The following is a 22,458-nucleotide window of genomic DNA, read 5'->3' on the forward strand; positions in this document are numbered from 1 at the left end:
CCCTCTCCTGGAGGGAGAGGGCGCCTGTTGAGACCGCTCGACCCGGAGCGATCGAACGGACATCGTGTCATTTCCACAATCCTGAGGACCATTTCATGATGACCATCGACGCGCTGATGCGCTCCGTTCCCGTGATCCCCGTCCTGGTGATCGAGGAGGCCGCCCATGCCGAGCCGATCGCCAGGGCGCTGGTGGATGGCGGCCTGACGGCCCTGGAGGTGACCCTGCGGACCCCCGCCGCCCTGGAGGTGATCCGCATCATGGCGCAGGTGGAAGGGGCCGTGGTCGGCGCGGGCACCGTGCTCAACGAGCGGGATCTCGACGCGGCGATGGAGGCGGGCGCGCAGTTCATCGTCAGCCCTGGTCTCACCGATCCGCTGACGAGGGCCGCGATCGCTCGGGGCATCCCTTTCCTGCCGGGAGTCGCCAATGCCGCCGACATCATGCGCGGCCTCGACCACGGGCTCGACCGGTTCAAGTTCTTCCCCGCCGAGGCCGCCGGGGGCATCAAGGCGCTAAAGGCGCTGACCGGCCCGTTCGGGCAGGTCCGCTTCTGCCCGACCGGCGGGATCACCGAAGCGACGGCACCGGATTGGCTCAAGATCGCGCAGGTCCTCTGTGTTGGCGGCAGCTGGGTCGTCCCGGCCGGCGAGCCGCAGCCGGAAGCCATCCGCCGGGCGGCGAGGGTCGCGTCGGGCCTGCGCCCGCATTGACCCGCCGTATCGATCCACGGGTCTTCGGGGCTTCGCCGGACGAGGTCTGAAACCGGGAGATGAATGCTTGCGTGGCAAAGGAAAAGGAATAGCCTCCTCCCGGATCGACTTTACGAAGAATGCATGTATCGAGGCTGAAGCACCGCCGAATGCCCGAGCCCGCTCCATGCGGGACGTGTTGGATCGGCCAAGTAGATCACTCGGTATCGAGACTTCGTGATGTGACGTCGCCAAGCATGGCATGTGGCATGCAGGACCTTGGAGACGTTTCTGCCGGCGAGGAAGTGCGATGCAGTCCAGGCTAACGACTTACATCTTCATCGGCATGCTTCTGGGCATCGGGGTCGGGTATCTCTGCAACATCACGTGGCCAGACCCTCAGACGTCCAAGGAAATCTCCGGCTACATCGCCCTCGTCAGTGACGTGTTCCTGCGGCTGATCAAGATGATCATCGCGCCGCTGGTCTTCTCGACCCTCGTCGTCGGCATCGCGCATATGGGCGACACCGCCTCCGTCGGCCGCGTCGGCGGCAAGGCGATGCTGTGGTTCGTCGGCGCGTCCCTGTGCTCGCTGCTGCTCGGCTTGGTGATGGTCAACATCCTGCGGCCCGGCGACGCCCTGAACCTGCCGCTGCCGGATGCCGGCGCCACCACCAACCTCAAGGCCGCGTCGCTCTCCCTCAAGGAATTCGTCACCCATCTGGTGCCGAAAAGCCCCGTGGAGGCGATGGCCAACAACGAGATCCTGCAGATCGTCGTGTTCTCGATCTTCTTCGGCGTGGCCCTCGCGGCGCTGGGGGAGAAGGGCAAGCTCCTGGCCGAGGGCATCGAGGGCCTCGCCGACGTGATGCTGAAGATCACCGGCTACGTCATGGGTTTTGCCCCCGTCGCGGTGTTCGCGGCCATCGCGGCGACGATCACCACGCAGGGCATCGGCGTCCTGGTGACCTACGGCAAGTTCATGGTGGAGTTCTACTTCAGCCTCGCCATGCTCTGGTGCCTGCTGGCCTTCGCCGGCTTCCTGCTCGTCGGAAAGCAGATGCGGCGGCTCCTCAACCTGATCAAGGAGCCGTTCCTCCTCGCCTTTTCCACCGCATCGAGCGAGGCGGCCTATCCGAAGACCCTGCAGAACCTCGAGCGCTTCGGCGTGCCCAACAAGATCACCTCGTTCGTGTTGCCGATGGGCTATTCGTTCAATCTCGACGGCTCGATGATGTACTGTACCTTCGCGGTGATGTTCATCGCGCAGGCCTACAACATCCCGCTGACCCTCGGGCAGCAGATGACCATGCTGTTGCTGCTGATGGTGACGTCGAAGGGCATGGCCGGCGTGCCCCGCGCCTCGCTGGTGGTGATCTCCGCCACGCTCTCGACCTTCCACATCCCCGAGGCCGGGCTCCTGCTCATCATTGGCATCGACCAGTTCCTCGACATGGGCCGCTCGGCCACCAACGTCCTGGGCAACAGCGTCGCCACCGTCGCCGTGGCGAAATGGGAGGGGCAGCTGGAACTGACCGACCAGAGCCTCGACCGGGACGTGTCGCCCCTGGCCGAGCCGGCCTGAACCGCCGGCGGCATCGCTCGCTGCCGCCGGCAACCGCAATGGCATGACGGGACACGGACAATGCACGCGAAGGGCATGATGGCAGCGGTCGCCGGCGCCCTGGTGCTCGCCTTGAGCACCGCACCCGCCGCCGCCATCGATGTTCTTACCGGAACGCTGAAGAAGATCGGCGAATCGCGGGCCGTAACTCTCGGCTATCGCGAAAACTCGCTGCCCTTCTCGTTCAAGGATGCGGCCGGACATCCGGTGGGTTACGCCATCGATCTCTGCCTGGAAGTGGTCGATGCCATCGGCAAGGAGATCGGCCGCACCGATCTCGCCGTGCGCTACGAGCCCGTCACCCCGGAAACCCGAATCGCGGCGCTGACCTCGGGCAGGATCGATCTCGAATGCGGGTCGACCACGGCGAATGCGGAGCGCCGCAAGCTCGTGGCCTTCTCGCCCATCACCTATTTCAGCGCCACCAAGCTCCTGGTGAAGCGCGGCGCGTCCATCGGCTCCTATCGCGACCTCTCCGGCAAAACCGTCGCGGTTACCGCCGGCACCACCAACGAGGCGGCCCTGCGCGCGCTGATGGCGCGGTTGAACCTCTCCGCCACCATCGTCACGGGCCGCGACCACGCCGAATCCTTCGCCATGGTCAGAGACGGCCGGGCCGACGCGCTGGGGCTCGACGATGTCCTGCTCTATGGCCTCATCGCGGCCGCCGGCTCGGACGGGGCGTCCTATACCGTGTTGGCGGACAAGCTCTCCTTCGAGCCCTACGGCCTGATGTTCCGCAAGGACGACCTGCAATTCGCCGGCGTGGTGAACGCCACCTTCGAACGTCTCGCCGAGTCGCGCGAGCTGCGCTGGATCTACGAGCGCTGGTTCCTCAAGCGGCTGCCGAACGGCGAGCGCCTGAACGTGCCCATGTCCGACGAGCTGAGAACGAATTTCCAGGTCATCGGGCTTCAGGACTGAGCCGATGTCAGGATTGCCGGCCCACGGCGCTTGACGGCTCCATCACCGCATGTGGCCTTCGGCGGAGCCGCCGCGAGCGTGGCGCGAGGGAGACAACCGATGGCGACGGACACGCAGAAGCCCACCGAGGCGCCGGCCGAGAACATTGCCGTCGCCACCGTGCGGACCGTCGAGATGGAGGGCGCGCGGACGCGGACTGAGCACGATCTCCTCGGCTATGGCGAAGTGCCGGCCGGCGCCTATTGGGGCATCCACACCAAGCGCGCGGTCGCCAACTTCCCCATCACCGGCGTGCCGGTGGGGCACTTTCCCGAATTCGTCAAAAGCCTCGCCCTGGTGAAGCAGGCGGCCGCTCGCGCCAATCGGCGGCTGGGCTACCTTTCCGCCGACAAGGCCGATGCCATCGACCGCGCCTGCACCCTCGTCGCCACCGAGCCGCGCTTTGCCGAATCGTTCGTGGTGGATGCGATCCAGGGCGGGGCCGGCACGTCGACCAATATGAACGCCAACGAGGTGATCGCCAACGTCGCCCTGGAACTGATGGGGCACCCGCTGGGGCATTACGCGGCGCTCCATCCCAACGACGACGTCAACATGGCGCAATCCACCAACGACGCCTATCCGACCGCCCTGCGCCTGGCCGTGATGTTCGCGACCCAGCCCCTCATCAAGGCCCTCGACGACCTCGCCTACGCCTTCAAGGGCAAGGCCGTGGAATTCGCCGATGTCCTCAAGATGGGCCGTACCCAGCTCATGGACGCGGTGCCGATGACCCTCGGCCAGGAATTCGACGGGTTCCACGCCACCATGAAGGAGGATGTGGCCCGGCTGAACGAGATCGTCGGTCTGTTCCGCGAGGTCAATCTCGGTGCCACCGCCATCGGCACCGGCATCAACGCGGACCCGCGCTATGCGTCCCTGGCGGTGGAGGAGCTGTCGCGCATCTCCGGGCACCCGATGGTGCTCGCTTCGAACCTGATCGAGGCGACGTCCGATCTCGGCGCGTTCGTGCTGTTCTCGGGCGTGCTGAAGCGCGTGGCGGTGAAGCTCTCCAAGATCTGCAACGATTTGCGCCTGCTCTCGAGCGGGCCGCGCACTGGCTTCGGCGAGATCCGGCTGCCGGCCGTCCAGGCCGGTTCCTCGATCATGCCGGGCAAGGTCAACCCGGTGATCCCGGAAGTGGTGAATCAGGTCGCTTTCCTGGTGATCGGCCACGACCTCACCGTGACCCTCTGCGCCGAGGGAGGGCAACTCCAGCTCAATGCCTTCGAGCCGACCATCGGATACTGCGTTCTCAGTTCCCTGCGCATGCTCACCGCCGCGGTGGATACCCTCACGAAACGCTGCATCGAAGGGATCGAGGCCGATCGTGAACGCTGCCGCTCCCTGGTCCATGGTTCCATCGGCCTCGTGACCGCCCTGGTGCCGGCACTGGGATACGAGGCGTGTTCGAGGGTGGCCCAGCGCGCCCTGGCGGAGAATCGCCCGGTCGCCGACATCGTGTTGGAGGACGGACTTCTGACGGAGACCCAGCTCGATCACCTGCTTGAACTCGAGGCGATGACCCGTCCGTCCCGTGTGAGGCGCAACAATCCAGGAGCCTGACGGCCATCGCCAAAAAATGACCCCTCCCTCCCTCCGGCACGGATGCGTCGGCCGGCGCCGGATCGGGCCAAGGTCCGATTCATGACGGTCCGGTGACGGTGCGAAGCACAAAAACTAAGCAAAGGGTGCGTTGGCGGGGTCAACTCATCTCAATAGCGCCGCAGGATGCATTGGTTTTCTTCTCCGAGCCCTCCCTCTCCACATCGATCTGTCCCGGCGATGACATGGTTTGCCGCCTGACGAACGTTGCAGCGCCGCCACAGCAGTTCAGAACCGATGTGGCATTCGCGATTCCGAGTTGCTCGCAGGAACCCGCTCGCACAGAGTGAATACGCACTGGGGAAACCCCGGGGCGCGGTCGGAACGGGGCACTCAAGTCCTGCCGGCTAACAAATAAAGGCAAACGAACGCCGGTCCATGCCGGGTTGAAGTTGCCTGTCCCTCGGGTCTCGAAGCTTTTGGAGATATCAATGAAGCTCTTGAAGAGCTCACTCCTCGGTACTGCCGCAGCCTTTGCGTCGGTCGCTGGAGCGCATGCCGCCGACCTTCCCGTGAAGAAGGCCGTGCCGATCGAATACGTCCGCGTCTGCTCCGCCTACGGCGCCGGCTTCTTCTACATCCCCGGAACGGATACCTGCATCCGTCTCTCGGGCCGCGCCCGCCTCGACATCGGCTACCAGCCGACGGACAGCCGCTCCGGCGGCAACGGCGACACGACCGGCTATATCGGTCTCGCCCGCATCAACGTCGATGCCCGCACCCAGACGGCCTACGGCACCCTGCGCGCCTTCACCCGCATCCAGTTCGCCTCGCGCACCGGCTCCACCGGCGGCCTCCGCTCCGGCACCCAGGAGCGCATCGGCTCGGCCTTCAGCGCCACCGGTCAGGATCAGTTCGGTCGCGCCCAGCAGTTCGTGAACACCGACAAGGCGTTCATCCAGTTCGCCGGCCTCACCGCCGGTCGCGCTTCCTCGTTCTTCGACTTCTACGCACACGACTTCGAGTTCGCCGGCGCGACGCTCAACTCCGACGTCCAGTCCACCAACCTCCTCGCCTATTCCGCGAAGTTCGGTGAAGGCTTCTCGGCTACGGTTTCGCTCGAAGACCCGACCTTCCGTCGCAACACGATCTACTCGCAGACCTACGTTGTCGGCGCCGGTACGGCCAGTGCGCCTTCACCGATCTTCGTCGGCCCCGGTGGGCTTGGCAGCAACTTCCAGAACTTCGACGTTGCCCAGCGCAACCGCATGCCCGACTTCGTCGGCGTCCTGCGCTATGATGCTGCCTGGGGTTCGGCTCAGATCTCTGCCGCCGTCAAGGAAGTCAATGTCGGCAATACGATCGCTGGCGTGACAAGCGTTGCCACAGCTCCCGGATTCGGCGGCTTCTCTGCGGTCACCGAGCGGCCGTCTAACGAATACGGCTGGGCTGTCCAGGGTGGCGTGAAGATCAACACCCCGTTCATCGCTCCCGGCGATACCCTGTACCTGCAGGGTGCCTATGGCGAGGGTTCCACCCTCTACACGGGCTACTCGTCCTACAACGGCAGCTACACATCCATCGCCAGCACCATCAACGGCGCTGCCTTCGATCCCTTCATGTCCGACGCCACGCTCAACCCCTTCACGGGCAAGATCGAGCTGTCCACCAGCTTCACCGTGGTCGGTTCGTTCCTGCACTACTGGTCGCCTGAGTGGCGTTCGGCCGTGTTCGGCAGCTACGGCGAGCTCTCCTTCGCCCGTGGCGCTCGCGCCGCCAATGCGGCGGCGTTCCAGACCACCGGTGCGACTGGTCAGTTCACCGGCGTTCCCGGCCAGGTCTCCTTCGACGTCAGCCCGGTTCTGCGTGACACCTACCAGATCGTCGCTGGCGCGAGCCTGATCTGGTCGCCGGTGAAGGATCTCGATATCGGTGTCGAAGGCTTCTACACCAAGGTCGGCGTTCAGAACGGCCGCGTCGTGGATCGCACCCAGTCGAGCGGCACTGTCAACGCTGCGAACATCGCCTCCGGCGCCGTTCGCACCGTGACCGCCGACGACACCTACCAGGTGCGTATGCGCGTCCAGCGCGACTTCTAAGCATCGATGGTCGGCGGGATCGGAGCCATGCTCCGATCCCGCAAGATCACTCAAGATGTTCTGAAAAAGGTCCGGCTGCAAAGCCGGGCCTTTTTCATGTGCTGTGCCGGTCCGGGGTCCTCATCTTCTCAGACCTGTTGCAATTTCAAATGCGGGGCATTGTTTCGCCGAAATGGATCCCGGTCGCGCGCACGGCACGCCGATTGCTATAACGTCGTCGAGCGGTTGACATCTCCGGTGAGGCCTCATTCACCGATTGCGATGGGCGAGACCGCTGCTACGTTGAGCCTCACGTGCCGGTCGTCCGATCGGCGAGAACCCCTCCGGGAGCCAGCCTTCACATGCATTTTGGTCATCACAGGTCCACCGCTCTGTCGGCGGCGGTCGTCCTCGCATCGGCAATGGGCATCACGCTCGGCGCATCCGGTGCCAGTGCCCAGGAACTGACCGGCACCCTCAAGAAGATCAAAGAGACCGGCGAAATCACCATCGGCTATCGCGACGCCTCGGTCCCGTTCTCCTACCTCGACGGCGACCAGAAGCCGGTCGGCTACGCCTTCGAGATCTGTAAGAAGATCGCCGAGGCGGTGAAGACCAACCTGAAGCTGACGAAGCTCGAGGTGAAGCTCAATCCCGTCACCTCCGCCACCCGGATCCCGCTGATCGCCAACGGCACCGTCGATCTGGAATGCGGCTCGACCACCAACAATGTCGACCGCCAGAAGCAGGTCGCCTTCACCAACACCCACTTCCTCACCGCCACCCGCTACGTGGCGAAGAAGTCGGCCAAGCTCGACACGATCGAGGATCTGAAGGGCAAGACCGTCGTGTCCACCTCGGGCACCACCAACATCCGCCAGATCAACGAGGCCAACACCGCCCGCAGCCTCGGCCTGACGATCCTGCCCGCCAAGGATCACGCCGAAGCCTTCCTCATGGTCGAGACCGGCCGCGCCGCCGCCTTCGTGATGGACGACGTGCTCCTCGCGTCATTGGCCGCCAGCTCGAAGGAGCCGGGTGCCTACGCCATCTCCAGCGAGGCCCTGTCGAAGCCCGAGCCCTACGGCATCATGCTCCGCAAGGACGACGCGCCGTTCAAGGCCGTGGTCGATGAGGCGACGGCCAAGCTCTACAAGAGCCCCGAGGGCAAGGCCCTGTACGAGACCTGGTTCACCAAGCCGATCCCGCCGCGCGGCATCAACCTCAGCCTTCCCATGAGCGAGCCCATGAAGAAGGCCTTCGAGTCGCCGAGCGACAGCGCCGACCCGGCCGCCTACTAAGCCGCCGCATCGGAGCAGACGACAGGCGATGAATTACAACTGGAACTGGCGGATCTTCTTCGAACCGTCGCCGGAAGGCACCGGCACCTATGCCGACATGCTTCTCTCCGGCCTCTCTTGGACGATCGCCACGGCGCTCTGTTCCTGGATCATCGCCTTCTCCCTCGGCTCGCTCATCGGGGTGCTGCGCACCCTTCCGAGCCGGGGGGCCCAACGGGTCGGCACCACCTATGTGGAGCTGTTCCGCAACATCCCGCTCCTCGTGCAGATGTTCCTCTGGTTCTACGTGGTGCCGGAGATCCTGCCCGGCTCCTGGGGGACCTGGCTGAAGCAACTGCCGAACTCGTCGTTCTACACGGCGGTCATCTGCCTCGGCTTCTTCACGGCCTCCCGCGTCGCCGAGCAGGTCCGCACCGGCATCGAGACCTTGCCGCGCGGCCAGCGCATGGCCGGCACGGCTCTGGGCCTCACCACGTGGCAGACCTATCGCTACGTGCTGCTGCCCAACGCCTACCGGGTGATCCTGCCGCCGCTGACCTCCGAGTTCCTGAACAACCTCAAGAACACCTCGGTGGCGCTCACCATCGGCCTGCTCGAACTCACCGCGCGGGCACGCTCGATGCAGGAATTCTCCTCGCAGGTCTTCGAATCCTTCACGGCGGCGACGGTCATCTATCTCGGCATCAGCCTGATCGTCGTGACGGTGTCGAGCAAGCTCGAGACCCGCATCGCCGTCCCGGGATCGCGCTGATGACGGCGCGTTCCTTCTCCCCATCCTTCGCGACCGTCAGACGGGACTAGAGGACCGATGTTCACGGATTTCGACTTCGGAGTCGTCCTCTCATCCTTGCCGTACCTGTTCGGGACGGGAATGGTGTTCACGCTGACGCTCACCGCGCTCGCCGCCTCGGGCGGCATCATCCTCGGCACCATCATCGCGATGATGCGTCTCTCCGGGATCACCGCCCTGGCGCTCCCGGCCAAGATCTACGTGAACTTCATGAGGTCGCTGCCGCTCGTTCTGGTGATTTTCTGGTTCTACTTCCTCGTTCCCTATATCGGCCAATGGATGACGGGCGCGTCGCGGCCGATCTCGGTGGGTGCCTTCACCTCGGCCCTCGTCACCTTCACCCTGTTCGAGGCGGCGTTCTTCTCCGAGATCATGCGCGCGGGCATCCAGGCGATCCCGAAGGGGCAGACGGCGGCGGCGCAGGCCATCGGCCTGACCTACGGCCAGACCATGCGGACGGTGATCCTGCCGCAGGCCTTCCGCAACATGCTGCCGCTGCTGCTGACCCAGACCATCGTGCTCTTCCAGGACACGTCCCTGGTCTACGTCATCTCCCTCACCGACTTCCTCGGCGCCGCCTCGAAGGTCGCCCAGCGCGATGGTCGTCTCGTGGAGATGTATCTGTTCGCCGCGGCCGTCTACCTGGTGATCTGCATCACCGCCTCGACCCTCGTCCGGCGTCTTCAGCGCCGCGTCGCCATCATCCGCTAAGCTCTCGAGGATCCGTCATGTCCGCCATCGATCCCCAGGCTTCGACGAAGCCGATGATCGCCATCGACAACATCAGCAAATGGTATGGCCCGGTCCAGGTTCTCAACGGCTGTACGACGCAGGTCACCAAGGGCGAGGTGGTCGTCGTCTGCGGCCCCTCCGGGTCGGGCAAGTCCACCCTCATCAAGACGGTCAACGCCCTGGAGCCGATCCAGAAGGGGGCGATCACCGTCGACGGCATCGGCGTCCAGGCCAAGGGCACCAATCTGCCCAAGCTGCGCGCCCGCGTCGGCATGGTGTTCCAGCATTTCGAGCTGTTCCCCCACCTGTCGATCATCGACAACCTGATGCTCGGCCAGTGCAAGGTGCTGGGACGGGCCAAGGACGATGCCCATGACCGCGGCCTGAAGCTCCTCGGGCGGGTCGGCCTCTCGGCGCATTCGCACAAATATCCGGGCCAGCTCTCCGGCGGACAGCAGCAGCGCGTCGCCATCGCCCGCGCCCTGTCGATGAACCCCATCGTCATGCTGTTCGATGAGCCGACATCGGCCCTCGACCCGGAGATGGTCGGCGAGGTCCTCGACGTGATGATCGAGCTCGCCCGCGAAGGCATGACGATGATGGTCGTCACCCACGAGATGGGCTTTGCCCGCAAGGTGGCCAACCGCGTGGTGTTCATGGATCGCGGCGAGATCGTCGAGGACGCCACCAAGGACGACTTCTTCGACAAGCCGCGTTCCGAGCGCGCGCAGACCTTCCTGTCGAAGATCCTGGCTCACTGATTCCCAACGACGGGCGAGGGCAATCCATGCTCTCGCCCCTGCAATCCCGTGGCTACCGGCTCAGGCATAGCCCGGCGTGGCCTCCGCCCGCCGCCGAATCGTTGCCGCGATCGCGTCCAGGCGCTCGCCGCCGACGAACGCCCGGACGGCCAGGAAGTAGGTTTCCTCGCCCAGCGGCAGGTAATCGAGCGCGAACCGCTCCGCGATGGCGCGGGTGCCCATTCCCACATCGGCCGCCCCTGATGCGATCAGGGCCGCGACGGCCTGATGCGTGAATTCCTCCGTCTCGTATCCGCGAATATCGCGCCCGCGGATGCCGGCCTCGGCGCAGAGCCTGTCGAACCAGATCCGCGTCCCCGCACCGAGTTGCCGGTTGACGAAGCGGATGCCGCCCGCGGTCAGGTCCGTGATGGCGTAGACGGCGAAAGGATTGCCCCGCTGCAGCATCAGGCCCTGCTCGCGCCGCAGGACCGGGCGTGTGAGGAGGGCCGGGTCGGCGAGGATATCGGCGAAAACCGAGCCCGGATCGGGCGTGGCCGCGCCGAAATGGAACCCCGCCCCATCGGCCCGCCCGGCCTTGAGGTGAGAGAGCGCGTCCATGCTCCCCGCGATGGTGACCGCGATGCCGCCCATCTCGCGGAGCGCGTCGAGCAGGACGGAATCGTGGCTGACCGCGAAGGTCAGGGGGCCGGCGGCGCGTCCGATCAGGCCAGTGAGCGTCGCCTCCAACCGCCTCTCTTCTCGCGCGACGATCTCTCCGCTCGCCCGCGATGCTGTGACGAGCGCTTGGTGGAAAGCGGCGCCGAAGGGCGTCAGAACGCTGCCGTGCCCCTTGGTCTTGCGGATGACGGGTTGCCCGAGCGCGTCCTCCAAAATCTGGAATCGGCCCCAGGCCGAGCGATAGGACAGGTCGAGCCGCGCCGCGGCACCTTGCAGCGACCCTTCCGAGGCGACGGCGTCCAGAAGCGCCAGGGTCTGGGCGAAGGCGAGTTGCCGGCCCGCTGCCGCAATGGTCCCGTCAAGGATCAATCCCACCTTCATAGGCAATCCGTTTCCTATTGAACTGGCAGGGAGAGGGATAGCATGAGGGGGTGAGAGTGCCTCACAAAACTCCCCGTCCCGGTCGGCTCTTACTCGCAGCACCACGGCGCAGCGGGAGCTTTGCGAGAGGCACTCGCCGCGCGCAGCACCCGAGCCATGCTTCAGACCTTCGAGGAGACGATCAGACGGCTCGCCGCCCTCGATCCGGAGGTGGTGGCCATCGCCGGCCTGTCGCTGCAGGTGAGCCTGTCGGCGGTGGGGCTCGGCACCCTCGTCGGCGTGCCCCTCGGGGCCCTCGTCGCCGTGTCGGCATTTCCGGGGCGAAGGCTGGTGGTCAGTCTTCTCAACGCGGCGATGGGCCTGCCGCCGGTGGTGATCGGCCTCGTCCTCTATCTTCTCCTGTCGCGGTCCGGTCCGCTGGGAGGGCTGGGCCTCCTGTTCACGCCGGGCGCGATGATCGCGGCGCAGACGGTTCTGGTCGTCCCGCTCATCGCCGCCCTCGCACGCCAGATCGTCGCCGATGCGGAGGAGCATCTCGGCGAGCAGCTTCGCTCCCTCGGCCTCGGACCCGCCCGGCGGGCCGCGATCCTGATCTACGATACGCGCTTCTCCCTGGTGACGGCGATTCTCGCCGCATTCGGCCGCGCCATCTCGGAGATCGGGGCCGTCCTGGTCGTGGGCGGCAATATCGATGGGCATACCCGCACCATGACGACGGCGATCTCCCTGGAGACACAGAAGGGAGACCTGCCCCTCGCCTTGGCCCTCGGCCTCGTCCTCATCGCCATCGTTCTCGTCGTCAGCGCCACCGCCTCGCTGCTCCGCTCCCATGCCATGCGGGCCTACGGATGAGCACGGCACTCCCCATCGTCATCGAAGGCTTGCGCTACCGGGTGGGAGACATGCCCATCCTCAACGGCATCGACCTGTCGGTGACGTCCACCGGCATCACGGCGATCGTCGGCGCGAACGGCGCCGGCAAGAGCGTGCTCCTGCGCCTCATCGACGGATTGCTGGCACCGACGGGCGGGACCATCCGCATCGGGCCATCCGACCGTCCTCCTCCGAGCACCGCCTTCGTGTTCCAGCGGCCGGGCCTCGTCCGTGCCAGCGCCGCCGCCAACGTGGCCCTGGCGCTCGCGCCGCTCGGCCTCGGCGTGGGCGAGCGGGCCGAACGGGTGCGGGCCGCGCTCCGCCATGTGGGGCTCGCCGAGCGGGCCGGCGCTCCGGCCACCCGCCTGTCGGGGGGCGAGCAGCAGCGCCTCGCCCTCGCGCGGGCATGGGCGCGGGCGCCCGATCTCCTCCTTCTCGACGAGCCCACCGCCAATCTCGATCCGGCCTCGTCCCACGTCATCGAAGATCTCGTGGCGTCGATGGCGGTGGCCGGCACGAAGGTCGTGCTGGTCTCGCACAATCTCGGTCAGGTCATGCGTCTGGCCGAGGATGTGGTCGTCCTCGCCGGGGGGCTCGCTGTCGAGCATGGACCCGTGCGCACCACCCTGTCATCCCCCCGTTCGCCGCAGGCGCGGGCCTATCTCACCGGAGAAATGCCATGGACTTCCTTCGCCGCTCTCTCCTGAGCCTCGGCCTCCTCGTCGCCGTCTCCGGGCTGTCGTCCGTACCGGGTGTCGCCGAGCCCGCCGAGACCATCACGGTGGCCTCCACCACATCCACCGAACAATCCGGCTTGTTCAAGGAGCTGCTGCCGGCATTCACCCAGGCCAGCGGCATCGGCGTGAAGGTGGTCGCCCTCGGCACAGGGCAGGCCCTCGATGCGGCCCGACGCGGGGATGCCGATGTCGCCCTCGTCCACGACACCGCCGCCGAAGAGAAATTCGTCGGCGAGGGGTGGAGCACGAAGCGCTATCCCGTGATGTACAACGACTTCGTCATCGTCGGCCCGAAGGACGATCCGGCCGGCGCGGCCGGCTCCAGCGTCGTCGAGGCCCTGCGCAAGATCGCCGCCGCCAAGGCGCCCTTCGTCTCGCGCGGCGACCGCTCGGGCACCCACAGTGCCGAGCTGCGCTACTGGACAGAGGCCGGCCTCGATCTCAGTGCCGTGCGCGGTGATTGGTACAAGGATGTGGGCCAGGGGATGGGGCCGGCGCTCAACACTGCCTCGGCCGCCAATGCCTACCTGCTCAGCGACCGGGGCACGTGGCTGTCGTTCAAGAACCGGGGCGACCTCAAGATCCTGGTGGAAGGCGACAAGCGCCTTTTCAACCAATACGGCGTGATGGTCGTGAACCCGGAAAAACATCCGCATGTGAAGGCGAAGGCGGCGCAGGCCTTCGTGGATTGGCTCATCTCGGCCCCGGGCCAGGCGGCCATCGCGGCCTACCGGATCAACGGAGAGCAGCTCTTCTTTCCCAATGCCGAAGCCCGATGACGTCCGGTCCCCGACGAAAGGGCGCGCCGCGCCGCCCTTGACACCTTACGCGTGCCGCGCACCTTCCTTGGTCAATCGCGCCGTTGCAGTTGCGGCGGCTGGTCTCGGGAGGGCCGTGTCATGATGGATTCGGGTATCAGAGGATTGTCCATCGTCGCCGTGACGGCGGCGATGACGATGGTTCCGGCAATCGCTTCGGCCGAATCGCCGGGCAAACCGGCCGATATCTGCAAGGAGCTCACCGCGTTCCTGCATCCGCCGGCTCAGCCGGCCGCGTCCGGTTCGGCTACGGCTCAGACGAGCACGGCCGTCACCGCTCCGGGCTCGGGCTCGCAGAAACCCTCCGGCAGTGAGACGCAGAAGGATTCGGGCCTGAGCGGTCCGACGGCCTCCAACGGTCCCGGTGCCTCCGGTCCCCAGGGGGCGACCCAGAACGCCGCGGCCCCCTCGGGCGCGTCGGCCCAGGCCCCAGCCCCCGCTGCCGCCCCCGTCGCTCCGTCCGCACCACCGCCGAAGACGCCGAGTGCCGCCTTCATCGAACAGGGCGATGCCGCCGCCGGTGCCAACGACATCGCCGCGTGCCAGCGGGTCGCCCGGATGATCCGCCGCGACGGTGTCGTCATGCCGTCACCGCTCATGTCGCTGGCCGCCCTCGACCTCAAATATCTCGAAGCGGCGCGGTAAGTCCGATCTCGTCTCGACAACGAAAAACGGCCCCTTGCGAGGGGCCGTTTTTCGTTGGTCACCGGCCTCGCAGCCTATTTGACCCGATGCGTCTGCGAATGCCCGTGTCAGAGTCGACCACCCGCCAAAGTCGATCATTCCAACCCATGACCTCATCCTGAGGTGCCCGCGTCAGCGAGCCTCGAAGGAGGCCTCCAGAAGCCGCTTCGATATCTGGAGCCCTCCTTCGAGGCCTTCGCGACGCTACGGCACCTCAGAATGAGGTAAAGTCTTGGAAATACAGCTGAAAGCAGTGATAAACATCTGACGTTTGGTGCCCGCCGCCGGGGCTGCCCACGACCCATTGCGGACTCGTGATTGGACGTGAGACACTGCAGGCCAGACGCCCTGATTGTCGAACACGATGCCTCCACCCTTCAAGGTCGAACTGGCCGAACACAATCCACATTGGTCGGTAGCGGCACTCGCGGAAGCGTCCGTTCTGCAGGATGCGCTCGGTTCAGCCCTGTTGATCGTGCACCACATCGGATCAACGGCCATCCCAGGCTTAAGGGCGAAGCCAATCCTCGATCTCCTGCCTGTCGTCCGAAGCATCGGCGAGATGGACTTGAGGAAGACGAACCTCGAACAAATCGGTTACGACTGGTGGGGTGAGTTTGGGCTTCCTGGGCGGCGTTACGTCACAAGGGACGAGCCGGGCACCGGGCGGCGTCTTGTTCAGGTGCACTGCTATGAAATTGGTGCGCCGGACATCGACCGGCATCTCGCTTTTCGCGACTACCTTCGGGAGCGACCAGAGATCGTTGCCTCCTACGAGCATGAGAAAGCTCGCTGCCGGGCACTCTATCCCAACGACTCTCACGCGTATGGCGCATGCAAGAGTGCATGGATCGAGGCCATTGAAGCTGCCGCTCTGGCTGATTGGCGGCGCTCCTCATTGTGACGGGACTATTCAGCTAAACCGTACGACAGCTAACGACCCAGCCCGGTCGTTCGCGGGGTTTTGTGTGAAACCCGAAAGCAGTCATTGGTTCGCCTTGCTCGACGAACATCTGATCTGGAGAAGCAACTGATTGGGAACGCCAGCGAGACGGATGGTGCCGACCGGCGGCAAACTCAAGAAGGATGGCGTCGAGCAACCAAGTCTTTTGATAGGGCCACATAGGAGCCCGCGTTTCCGATAACGGCGTAACCTGCCGCTTCGTAGAAATGCATGGCAGGATTTCCTTCGAAAACATGAAGATCAGCAGTCTCGCATCCCAGTCGAGCCGCATTCTCTTCGAAACGTGCCAGCAGAGAACGCCCAATCGCGCGCCGTCGGTAATTGGGCTTGACATGGATAGAGGCAAGGGTCGCAGTTTGGGACGCCTTCTCCCAAAACACGTAGCCAACTTTCTCATCGCCGACTGCGGCAACGACTGTATGCGGCAGGCAACGCACCCATTGTTCGAGGTGGCGATGCATCGCCGACTGCCACGCATGAACGTTCTGTGGCTCGTAGTCTACGATGTAGGCGCGTTCGAGTTGGTAAATTAAAGGAAGGTCGGCTGGCTCCCCCGGCAAAAGATGGATGTCGTGCCAATCGCCCACGTTCAATCGTCCTCGATGATTTGATATCGAACAGCTCTTGCCGGAAAGCAGACCGCCGGCAAACCACCCATCGGTGACGCTCAGGGCGGGTCCCATCCGTCAGGTTTTGACCGCTGGCCTCAACGACGGCCCTGATCGACGATCGGCTCGGGCGAAGCGGTCGCCCGTTTCCAGATGAACGCCACGGCGACGACGAGCACGGCGCAGAGCGCGGCGGCGGCCTGGTGCGCGTGGGGCACGGAGGCCACATGTTCGGCGATGTAGGGATCGGTGACGATCATCTCGCCGGCGATCCAGCCCAGAAGCGCGGCCCCCGCCCAGATGACCAGGGGAAACCGCTTCAGCAGCGTCGTGATGAGGGAAGCGCCCGCCACGATGAGCGGGATCGACAGCAGCAGGCCGAAGACGAACAGCGAGACTTCGCCCTTTGCCACGGCGGCGATGGCGACGACGTTGTCGAGACTCATGACGGCGTCGGCGATGGCGATGGTCCGCACCGCCTTCCACAGGGTCGCGCTGTCTCCGACCGCGTGGTTTTCCTCGTCTTCGCCGAGGGCCAGCTTCACCGCGATCCAGAGGAGCAGGAGCCCGCCGCCGATCCGCAGGAACGGCACCGCCAGCAGATAGGTGATGATGACCGCGAAGAGGATGCGCAGTCCCACGGCCGTCCCCGCGCCGAGGAGGATGCCGGTGCGGCGCTGCTCGGGGGGGAGGGATCGGCACGCCATGGCGATGACGACCGCGTTGTCACCGGAGAGGAGCAGGTCGATCCAGACGATCTGCAGCACCGAGACGAGGAAATGCGAGTCGAGAAAGTCCATCGGCGCTTTCGGTCGGGTCGGAGTGGCAATGGAGACAGGTGAGCGGCCCCCCGCTCGAAAGCCGAGAGAGCTCGGCCTCGACCGGGCACATCGTGCCGGAGCCCGCGCAATGCAAGCGTCGGTTACGCTCTCCGGGAGGGAGACGGGAGATTCCCGTCAGTACAGCAACGCGTGCGGATAAACCTCGATCGTGTCGCCGGGCTCGATCGCGGTCACGTCGTCGTGGAGTGCCGCCAGCCCGTCGCTCCCCGTGAGCGAGGTGAGGAGGCCGGCCCCGTCACGGGGGAACTTCACCGCCTCCAACCCGCCATCGGCGACGCGCCTCAGGCTGACGCGCACGAACTCGCGGCGGCCGGCTTTCTTGCGATAGGCGAAGGTGGAGCGGACCGGGATGGCGAGGGGCGCTTCGAGGTGTTCGCCGCCCAGGCGTGCCAGCAAGGGGCGCACCACGAAGAGCAGGGTCACGTAGGCGGCCACGGGATTGCCCGGCAACCCGACGAAGGGCGTGCCCCACACGACGCCCATGGCCACCGGCCGGCCCGGCTTGATGCCGAGCCGCCAGAACACCAGGCTGCCGACGCTCTCCACCGCCGGTTTCACGTGGTCCTCCTCGCCGGTGGAGACCCCGCCGGAGGTGAGGAGGAGATCGTGGGCGGACGCCGCCTCGGCGAGGTGGGCTGCGAGAACAGCCCGGTCGTCGCGCAGGATTCCGAGGTCGCTCACCTGCGCGCCGAGGCGCTTCAGCAGGGCGACCAGCATCACCCGGTTGGAATCGTGGATCGCCCCCGGCGCCAGGACGGCGCCCGGTTCGGCGAGTTCGTCGCCGGTGGAGAACACCGCCACCTTGAGACGGCGGCGGACGGCCAGGGACGAGCGACCGGTGGCGGCGGCCAAGGCCACGTCCTGCGGCGAGAGGCGCCGCCCGGCGGTGACGATGGTGCCGCCCTTGGGTACGTCCTCGCCCGCGAGCCGGCGGTTCGCCCCGCGCTTCAGGCCCGGCGGCAGGACGATGCCGGTCCCCTCCAGCGTCACGTCCTCCTGCATGAAGACCGTGTCGGCGCCGCCCGGCATCCGCGCGCCGGTGAAGATGCGGACCGCGCTCGGGCCGCCCGCCATCGTCAGTCCGGCTTGGCCGGCGGCGACCCGGCCTTCGACGATCATCCGCGTCTCAGCCGAAGGGGCGAGGTCGGCATGGCGCACGGCGTAGCCGTCCACCGCCGAATTGTCGAAGGGCGGCAGGTCGATCCCGGCGGTCGCGTCCTCCGCCGCGACGCGTCCATCCGCCTCGTGCAGCGGCACGGTCTCGATCCCGGCCAGGACCGGAAGCCGCTCGGCGATCAGCGCGAGGGCGTCGTCGACGCTCATCAATCGTCCGCCGAAGGCGAAGCAATCGTCAGTCAGCTGCGCCATGGCCTTCGATCCTGTTCAGGATGGCATCGACCGGTTCCGCCAGGGACGCGACGAGATCGGCGATGGCCGCCACGTCGTCGAGATCGACAACGGGAAGCCCCGCCTCCGGGAACGCCCGGTCGCTGGCGACGGCGACGATGTTCTCGTCCTGCGGATGAAGCGGCGGACGGCCGTTGGCGTTCCGATGGATTTCGATCTTTGGATGGCCCTCGCGCTTGAAACCTTCCACCAGCACGAGATCGCAGGGGCTGAGACGGCGCAGCAACTCGGCGAGGCTCGCCTCTTCGCCGTCGCGCACCTCGTGCATCTGCACCCAGCGAACAGCGGACGAGATCAGCACCTCCGACGCGCCGGCCTGGCGATGCCGGTACGAATCCTTGCCCGGCTGATCCACGTCGAAGGCGTGATGCGCGTGCTTGATGGTGGAGACCGTCAGCCCCCGCGCGATCAGCGCGGGAATGAGCTTGGCGAGCAGTGTCGTCTTGCCCGCCCCGCTCCAGCCGGCAAGGCCCATCACCCGCATGGCGTGCTCCGTCATGGCAGGGTCCGCGCGCGGGGAAAGTCGAGTTCGGCCAGGGCCGAATCGGTCTCCGGCTCGCCGAGGAGGGAGAGGAAGGCGGCGAGCGCCGGTTCCCGCGCCCGGTCCTCGGCATAGGCGAAATCGTAGCGCTCGTCGGTGAGCGGCAGGCAGCCGAGGCCGTAGGCGCGGGCGACGCTCTCGATGGCGACACCCCAATCCGCCCGGCCCTGGGCCACGGCGGCGGCGACGGCATTGTGTGAGCGGGGCTGGTTCCAGAACCCCGGCGGCCGGGCGCCGTTCAGCACCCCGTCGATGAGGAGCCGCGTCCCCGAGCCGGTGTTGCGGTTCACCATGATCGCGTCCGGGTCGCGGACCAGGGCCGAGACCGCCTCCGCCGCGTCGCGCCCCGCGAACCGGGCATCGCCGGGGCGGAACACGACGCCCTGCATCCGCCCCCACCCCTCCGCGAGGCGCAAGCTCGGCGTGAGGAAGGGCGTGTTGTAGCGGCCGGTCTCGGGGTCGAGGAGATGCATCGCTGCGATGTCGCATTCGCCCCGCTTGAGGGAGGCGAGGCCCCCGGAGGAGCCGACCCAGATGGTGCGGGCGCGGATGCCGCGTTCGGCCAGGCGTCCGACGACGGCGTCGAGGCCGATGCAATGGCTGCCCACGATGGTGAGGTCGGGCGCGCGGGTGCCGGCCCCGATCCGCGACAGGTTCACCCGCTCGCCGGCCTCCATCCCCGCCCGCGCGGCGGGGATCGCGAAGAAGCCGTCGGCCTGGGAGAAGGCCGTCACCGAGCCGGAGCCCTTGGAGAGCGGGACCGCGACGGGAGCGTCCCGCCCATGGGTGAGCGAGGCCATGACGAATTCCATCCGCCCGCGTTCGGAGGCGATGCGCTGGGGAAGGACCGCCTCGACGCTGTCCTCCTCCCGTGGGGGAAGCCCCGCCAGCGACCGGACGAGGGGCACCACGAATTCGTGGAAGGTGAACATCGCCGAAGTCGGGAAACCGGGCAGGACGACGATGGCCTTGTCCTGCGCCTTGGCGAGGCAGAGGGGCTTGCCGGGTTTGAGGGCGACGCCGTGGACGAGGATACCGGGCTCGCCGAGGCGGGAAAGGATGCGGTGCGAGACGTCGCCCGCGCCCTTCGAGGTGCCGCCCGACAGGACGACGACGTCGCAGTCCGACAGGGCCGCGCGGATCGCGGCTTCGAGCGCCGCCTCGTTATCCGCGACGATGCCGAAGGCCACGGGGTCGCCGCCATTCTCGGCGACCGAGGCTGCGATGATGGCCCCGTTGGAATCGTAGATCCCGGCGCCCGGCAGGGGCTGGCCCGGAGCCACCAGTTCGTCGCCGGTGGAGAGCACGGCGATTCTCGGGCGGCGCACCACCTCGACCTCGGCGAGGCCGCAGGCGGCGAGCATGCCGATCTCCCGCGCCGTGATCACGGTGCCCTTGCGCAGAACGGTCTCGCCGCGCGCCATGTCGGAGCCGGCATAGCCGACGAATTGCCCGGGTGCGGCTACCCGGTCGAGGTCGATGGCTAGCGGTCCTTCGCCGGATGCGATGCCGGTGGCCTCCACCATCACCACCGCGTCGGCCCCGCGCGGCATCACGCCGCCGGTGGCGATGGCCGTCGCCGTGCCGGGCAGGACGACGAGCCGGGGCGCGACGCCGCAGGCGAGGATCTCGTGATTGAGGCCGAGCCGGCGCGGCTCGGCCTGGCTCGCGCCCATCGTGTCGGAAGCGCGGAGGGCGAAACCATCGACGAGGGCGCGGTCGAAGGGAGGCACGTCGATGGGCGAGGCGACATCACCCGCCAAGGCGCGTCCGAGGCAGGCGGCCAGCGGCACGCTCTCCGCCGGCAGCGCGGCATGCGGGATCGCCGTGCGAAACCGTGCGACGGCCTCGTCCCGGCCGACCACCTGGAGGAACTGCTCCTGGCGTGCCGCGCGCGACAGCCTCGCCAGGAAATCCTCTTTCGTCTCAGCTCCGTCGGGGCGGTTCACAGGGGCACGATCTCGATCCACTCGCCTTCAGGGTAGCCTTCCCGCTCCGGCGGCACCAGAACCGCGCCCTCGGCGAGGATCAGGCGACGCAGCGGTAGATCCCCGCCGCCGATGGGCTCCACCCCATCCCGCGTCATCCGCACGAAGACGATCTCGCTCATGCCGACGGTCGAGGCGATCTTCCGGGTCAGGCGGCCTTTGACGCCCTCGGGCGGAACCGCGCCTGAGAGCCGGGCCAGTAAGGGCCGCCCGAGGGCGAGGAATGACGCGAGGGCGGCCTCGGGCCGGCCGGACAGCAACAGGACCGGGACCGTCCCGATCCGGCCGAAGCCGGCGCTCTCCCCCGGATGCAGGGCGATCCCGTGCGCGTCGAGGCGGCCCACCTGGGCGAGGGCCTCCGCACACTGATCGGTGCGGCCGAACCCGGTGCCGCCGACGACGAACACCGCGTCGGCCCCATCGACCCGCATCGCCGCGACGATGGAGTCCACGTCACGGGCTGAGTCGCTCGACGTGACCCGCACTCCCGCCGCCAAGGCCAGATCGGCGACTGCCGAGGCCGACCCATGACCGATCCCGACGATATGGAGACGGGGCCTTCGGACCAAGACCGTAGCGATCCTGGCCTCGCCAAGGGCCAGGGCACGAAGCGCCGTCAAACGCTCGCCAGCGCACGCCAGTAAGTCCCCGCGCGCGACCTCCTGACCGACGCGGGAGACGCCCTCGCCCTGCGCCGCATCGGAGACGATGTCCCCATCGGCGCCGACCGCGTCCGGCGTCAGCACGGTGTCAGTGCGCGGCGGCAGCGCGTCGCCATCCTCCACCCATGGGGGCGGTCCACGCAGGGTGACGGGTGCGTAGGGGGAGGCCCCGGTCACATCCCCGGCGGCCACGGCCCAACCGTCACGGCGCGCTCGCGGTTCGGCGGGACGATCGGTGAGAGCCACTACATCCTCGGCCAGGACGAAGCCGATTCCCTCTCCAAGAGGCACGAGGATGGTGGCGACGGGCGCGACCGCGAGAAGTCGCGCCAAGGCCTCGTCGAGGGGCATCAAGGCCGAAGTGGCGGACCGGATCGACATGCACCGAGACGGATGCTGCATCGCGGCCGGGCGGGCAACCCCTGGCCGTGGCGGATCAGCCGAGCGGCCGACGGTGGGGAAGACAGGAGGCGACGTCACCGCTAAAACCCGGTCTCATTGGATCTCTCAGCGGAGGCTCCTGCCGAAGGCGAACAACTGCCAAAGTCGATCATCCCAGCCGATCACCTCATCCTGAGGTGCCCTTTGCTCGAGCAAAGGGCCTCGAAGGAGCCCTCCAGACACCAAAGCAATCCCTGGAAGCCTCCTTCGAGGCCGCTCCGCGGCACCTCAGGATGAGGTAAGGCTTTGGAACGACGACTTAGAGCGCCTAACAGAACGGCACCGAGTCGGATGTTGAGCGTTGGTTTGGCATGGCCAGACCGCTTCTCCCCGATGATCTCTGGGATGAGATCGCTCCGCTGCTCC

Annotated in this window: 21 protein-coding genes; 14 read left to right on the forward strand and 7 right to left on the reverse strand. The window is 66.8% G+C overall.

Features of this window, described 5'->3' with window-relative positions:
* Positions 1 to 95 precede the first annotated feature (95 nt).
* From eda to ASF26_RS18750, 9 genes are all read left to right on the forward strand, one after another.
* Positions 96 to 713, forward strand: coding sequence for a bifunctional 4-hydroxy-2-oxoglutarate aldolase/2-dehydro-3-deoxy-phosphogluconate aldolase (gene eda / locus ASF26_RS18710; protein WP_056257499.1), 618 nt, complete (start codon positions 96 to 98; stop codon positions 711 to 713).
* Between the two features lie 289 nt (positions 714 to 1,002).
* Positions 1,003 to 2,277: a dicarboxylate/amino acid:cation symporter gene (locus ASF26_RS18715; RefSeq protein WP_056257507.1), complete on the forward strand. Its 1,275-nt coding sequence runs from the start codon at positions 1,003 to 1,005 to the stop codon at positions 2,275 to 2,277.
* A 75-nt stretch (positions 2,278 to 2,352) separates the two neighbouring features.
* On the forward strand, positions 2,353 to 3,240 hold the full coding sequence (locus tag ASF26_RS18720) for an amino acid ABC transporter substrate-binding protein (protein WP_056257606.1): 888 nt from the start codon (positions 2,353 to 2,355) through the stop codon (positions 3,238 to 3,240).
* Positions 3,241 to 3,339: 99 nt separating this feature from the next.
* Positions 3,340 to 4,845: an aspartate ammonia-lyase gene (locus ASF26_RS18725; RefSeq protein ID WP_082477701.1), complete on the forward strand. Its 1,506-nt coding sequence runs from the start codon at positions 3,340 to 3,342 to the stop codon at positions 4,843 to 4,845.
* Between the two features lie 470 nt (positions 4,846 to 5,315).
* Positions 5,316 to 6,923, forward strand: coding sequence for a porin (locus ASF26_RS18730; RefSeq protein ID WP_056257511.1), 1,608 nt, complete (start codon positions 5,316 to 5,318; stop codon positions 6,921 to 6,923).
* Between the two features lie 341 nt (positions 6,924 to 7,264).
* Positions 7,265 to 8,203, forward strand: a complete 939-nt coding sequence (locus ASF26_RS18735; RefSeq protein ID WP_244475988.1) for an amino acid ABC transporter substrate-binding protein — start codon at positions 7,265 to 7,267, stop codon at positions 8,201 to 8,203.
* Positions 8,204 to 8,231: 28 nt separating this feature from the next.
* Complete coding sequence (locus ASF26_RS18740; protein ID WP_056257514.1) at positions 8,232 to 8,954, forward strand: amino acid ABC transporter permease; 723 nt, start codon at positions 8,232 to 8,234, stop codon at positions 8,952 to 8,954.
* A 57-nt stretch (positions 8,955 to 9,011) separates the two neighbouring features.
* A complete protein-coding gene (locus ASF26_RS18745) occupies positions 9,012 to 9,704 on the forward strand; it encodes an ABC transporter permease subunit (protein WP_018044823.1) in 693 nt (230 codons plus the stop codon).
* Positions 9,705 to 9,757: 53 nt separating this feature from the next.
* Positions 9,758 to 10,486 carry an amino acid ABC transporter ATP-binding protein gene (locus tag ASF26_RS18750; protein ID WP_198290855.1) on the forward strand — a complete coding sequence of 243 codons (729 nt, stop codon included), beginning with the start codon at positions 9,758 to 9,760 and terminating at the stop codon, positions 10,484 to 10,486.
* A gap of 60 nt (positions 10,487 to 10,546) precedes the next feature.
* On the opposite strand, the gene ASF26_RS18755 is transcribed toward ASF26_RS18750, so the two are convergent.
* Positions 10,547 to 11,527 carry a substrate-binding domain-containing protein gene (locus ASF26_RS18755; RefSeq protein ID WP_056257517.1) on the reverse strand — a complete coding sequence of 327 codons (981 nt, stop codon included), beginning with the start codon at positions 11,525 to 11,527 and terminating at the stop codon, positions 10,547 to 10,549.
* A 156-nt stretch (positions 11,528 to 11,683) separates the two neighbouring features.
* Here ASF26_RS18755 and ASF26_RS18760 point away from each other — a divergent pair, with 156 nt between their 5' ends.
* The 5 genes from ASF26_RS18760 (at position 11,684) to ASF26_RS18780 (ending at position 15,543) form a co-directional block, all read left to right on the forward strand.
* On the forward strand, positions 11,684 to 12,379 hold the full coding sequence (locus ASF26_RS18760) for an ABC transporter permease (protein ID WP_056257520.1): 696 nt from the start codon (positions 11,684 to 11,686) through the stop codon (positions 12,377 to 12,379).
* Positions 12,376 to 13,107, forward strand: a complete 732-nt coding sequence (locus ASF26_RS18765; RefSeq protein WP_056257523.1) for an ATP-binding cassette domain-containing protein — start codon at positions 12,376 to 12,378, stop codon at positions 13,105 to 13,107. Before ASF26_RS18760 ends, ASF26_RS18765 begins: the two co-directional genes overlap by 4 nt.
* Positions 13,080 to 13,916 carry an extracellular solute-binding protein gene (locus ASF26_RS18770; protein WP_056257526.1) on the forward strand — a complete coding sequence of 279 codons (837 nt, stop codon included), beginning with the start codon at positions 13,080 to 13,082 and terminating at the stop codon, positions 13,914 to 13,916. Before ASF26_RS18765 ends, ASF26_RS18770 begins: the two co-directional genes overlap by 28 nt.
* 120 nt (positions 13,917 to 14,036) lie before the next feature.
* Positions 14,037 to 14,600, forward strand: a complete 564-nt coding sequence (locus ASF26_RS18775; RefSeq protein WP_244475989.1) for a hypothetical protein — start codon at positions 14,037 to 14,039, stop codon at positions 14,598 to 14,600.
* A 403-nt stretch (positions 14,601 to 15,003) separates the two neighbouring features.
* Positions 15,004 to 15,543 carry a GrpB family protein gene (locus ASF26_RS18780; protein WP_056257529.1) on the forward strand — a complete coding sequence of 180 codons (540 nt, stop codon included), beginning with the start codon at positions 15,004 to 15,006 and terminating at the stop codon, positions 15,541 to 15,543.
* Positions 15,544 to 15,716: 173 nt separating this feature from the next.
* Here the strand turns inward: ASF26_RS18780 and ASF26_RS22240 are convergent, their stop codons facing one another.
* From ASF26_RS22240 to ASF26_RS18810, 6 genes are all read right to left on the reverse strand, one after another.
* Entirely contained in the window at positions 15,717 to 16,286 is a 570-nt protein-coding gene (locus ASF26_RS22240) for a GNAT family N-acetyltransferase (protein WP_082477702.1), read from the reverse strand.
* A gap of 23 nt (positions 16,287 to 16,309) precedes the next feature.
* Positions 16,310 to 17,011: a TerC family protein gene (locus tag ASF26_RS18790; protein ID WP_056257535.1), complete on the reverse strand. Its 702-nt coding sequence runs from the start codon at positions 17,009 to 17,011 to the stop codon at positions 16,310 to 16,312.
* A 156-nt stretch (positions 17,012 to 17,167) separates the two neighbouring features.
* Positions 17,168 to 18,421, reverse strand: a complete 1,254-nt coding sequence (glp, locus tag ASF26_RS18795; RefSeq protein WP_056257538.1) for a gephyrin-like molybdotransferase Glp — start codon at positions 18,419 to 18,421, stop codon at positions 17,168 to 17,170.
* Positions 18,405 to 18,959, reverse strand: a complete 555-nt coding sequence (gene mobB, locus ASF26_RS18800; RefSeq protein ID WP_200925965.1) for a molybdopterin-guanine dinucleotide biosynthesis protein B — start codon at positions 18,957 to 18,959, stop codon at positions 18,405 to 18,407. The genes glp and mobB overlap by 17 nt, the downstream gene beginning before the upstream one ends.
* Positions 18,956 to 20,950 (reverse strand): molybdopterin biosynthesis protein, encoded by a 1,995-nt coding sequence (locus ASF26_RS18805; RefSeq protein ID WP_056257541.1) that lies wholly within the window; start codon positions 20,948 to 20,950, stop codon positions 18,956 to 18,958. Before ASF26_RS18805 ends, mobB begins: the two co-directional genes overlap by 4 nt.
* Complete coding sequence (locus ASF26_RS18810; protein ID WP_056257545.1) at positions 20,947 to 22,032, reverse strand: molybdopterin-binding protein; 1,086 nt, start codon at positions 22,030 to 22,032, stop codon at positions 20,947 to 20,949. Before ASF26_RS18810 ends, ASF26_RS18805 begins: the two co-directional genes overlap by 4 nt.
* Positions 22,033 to 22,458 lie beyond the last annotated feature (426 nt).

Source organism: Methylobacterium sp. Leaf93 (genome assembly GCF_001422345.1).
In the GTDB taxonomy this organism is placed as follows: Bacteria; Pseudomonadota; Alphaproteobacteria; order Rhizobiales; family Beijerinckiaceae; genus Methylobacterium; species Methylobacterium bullatum.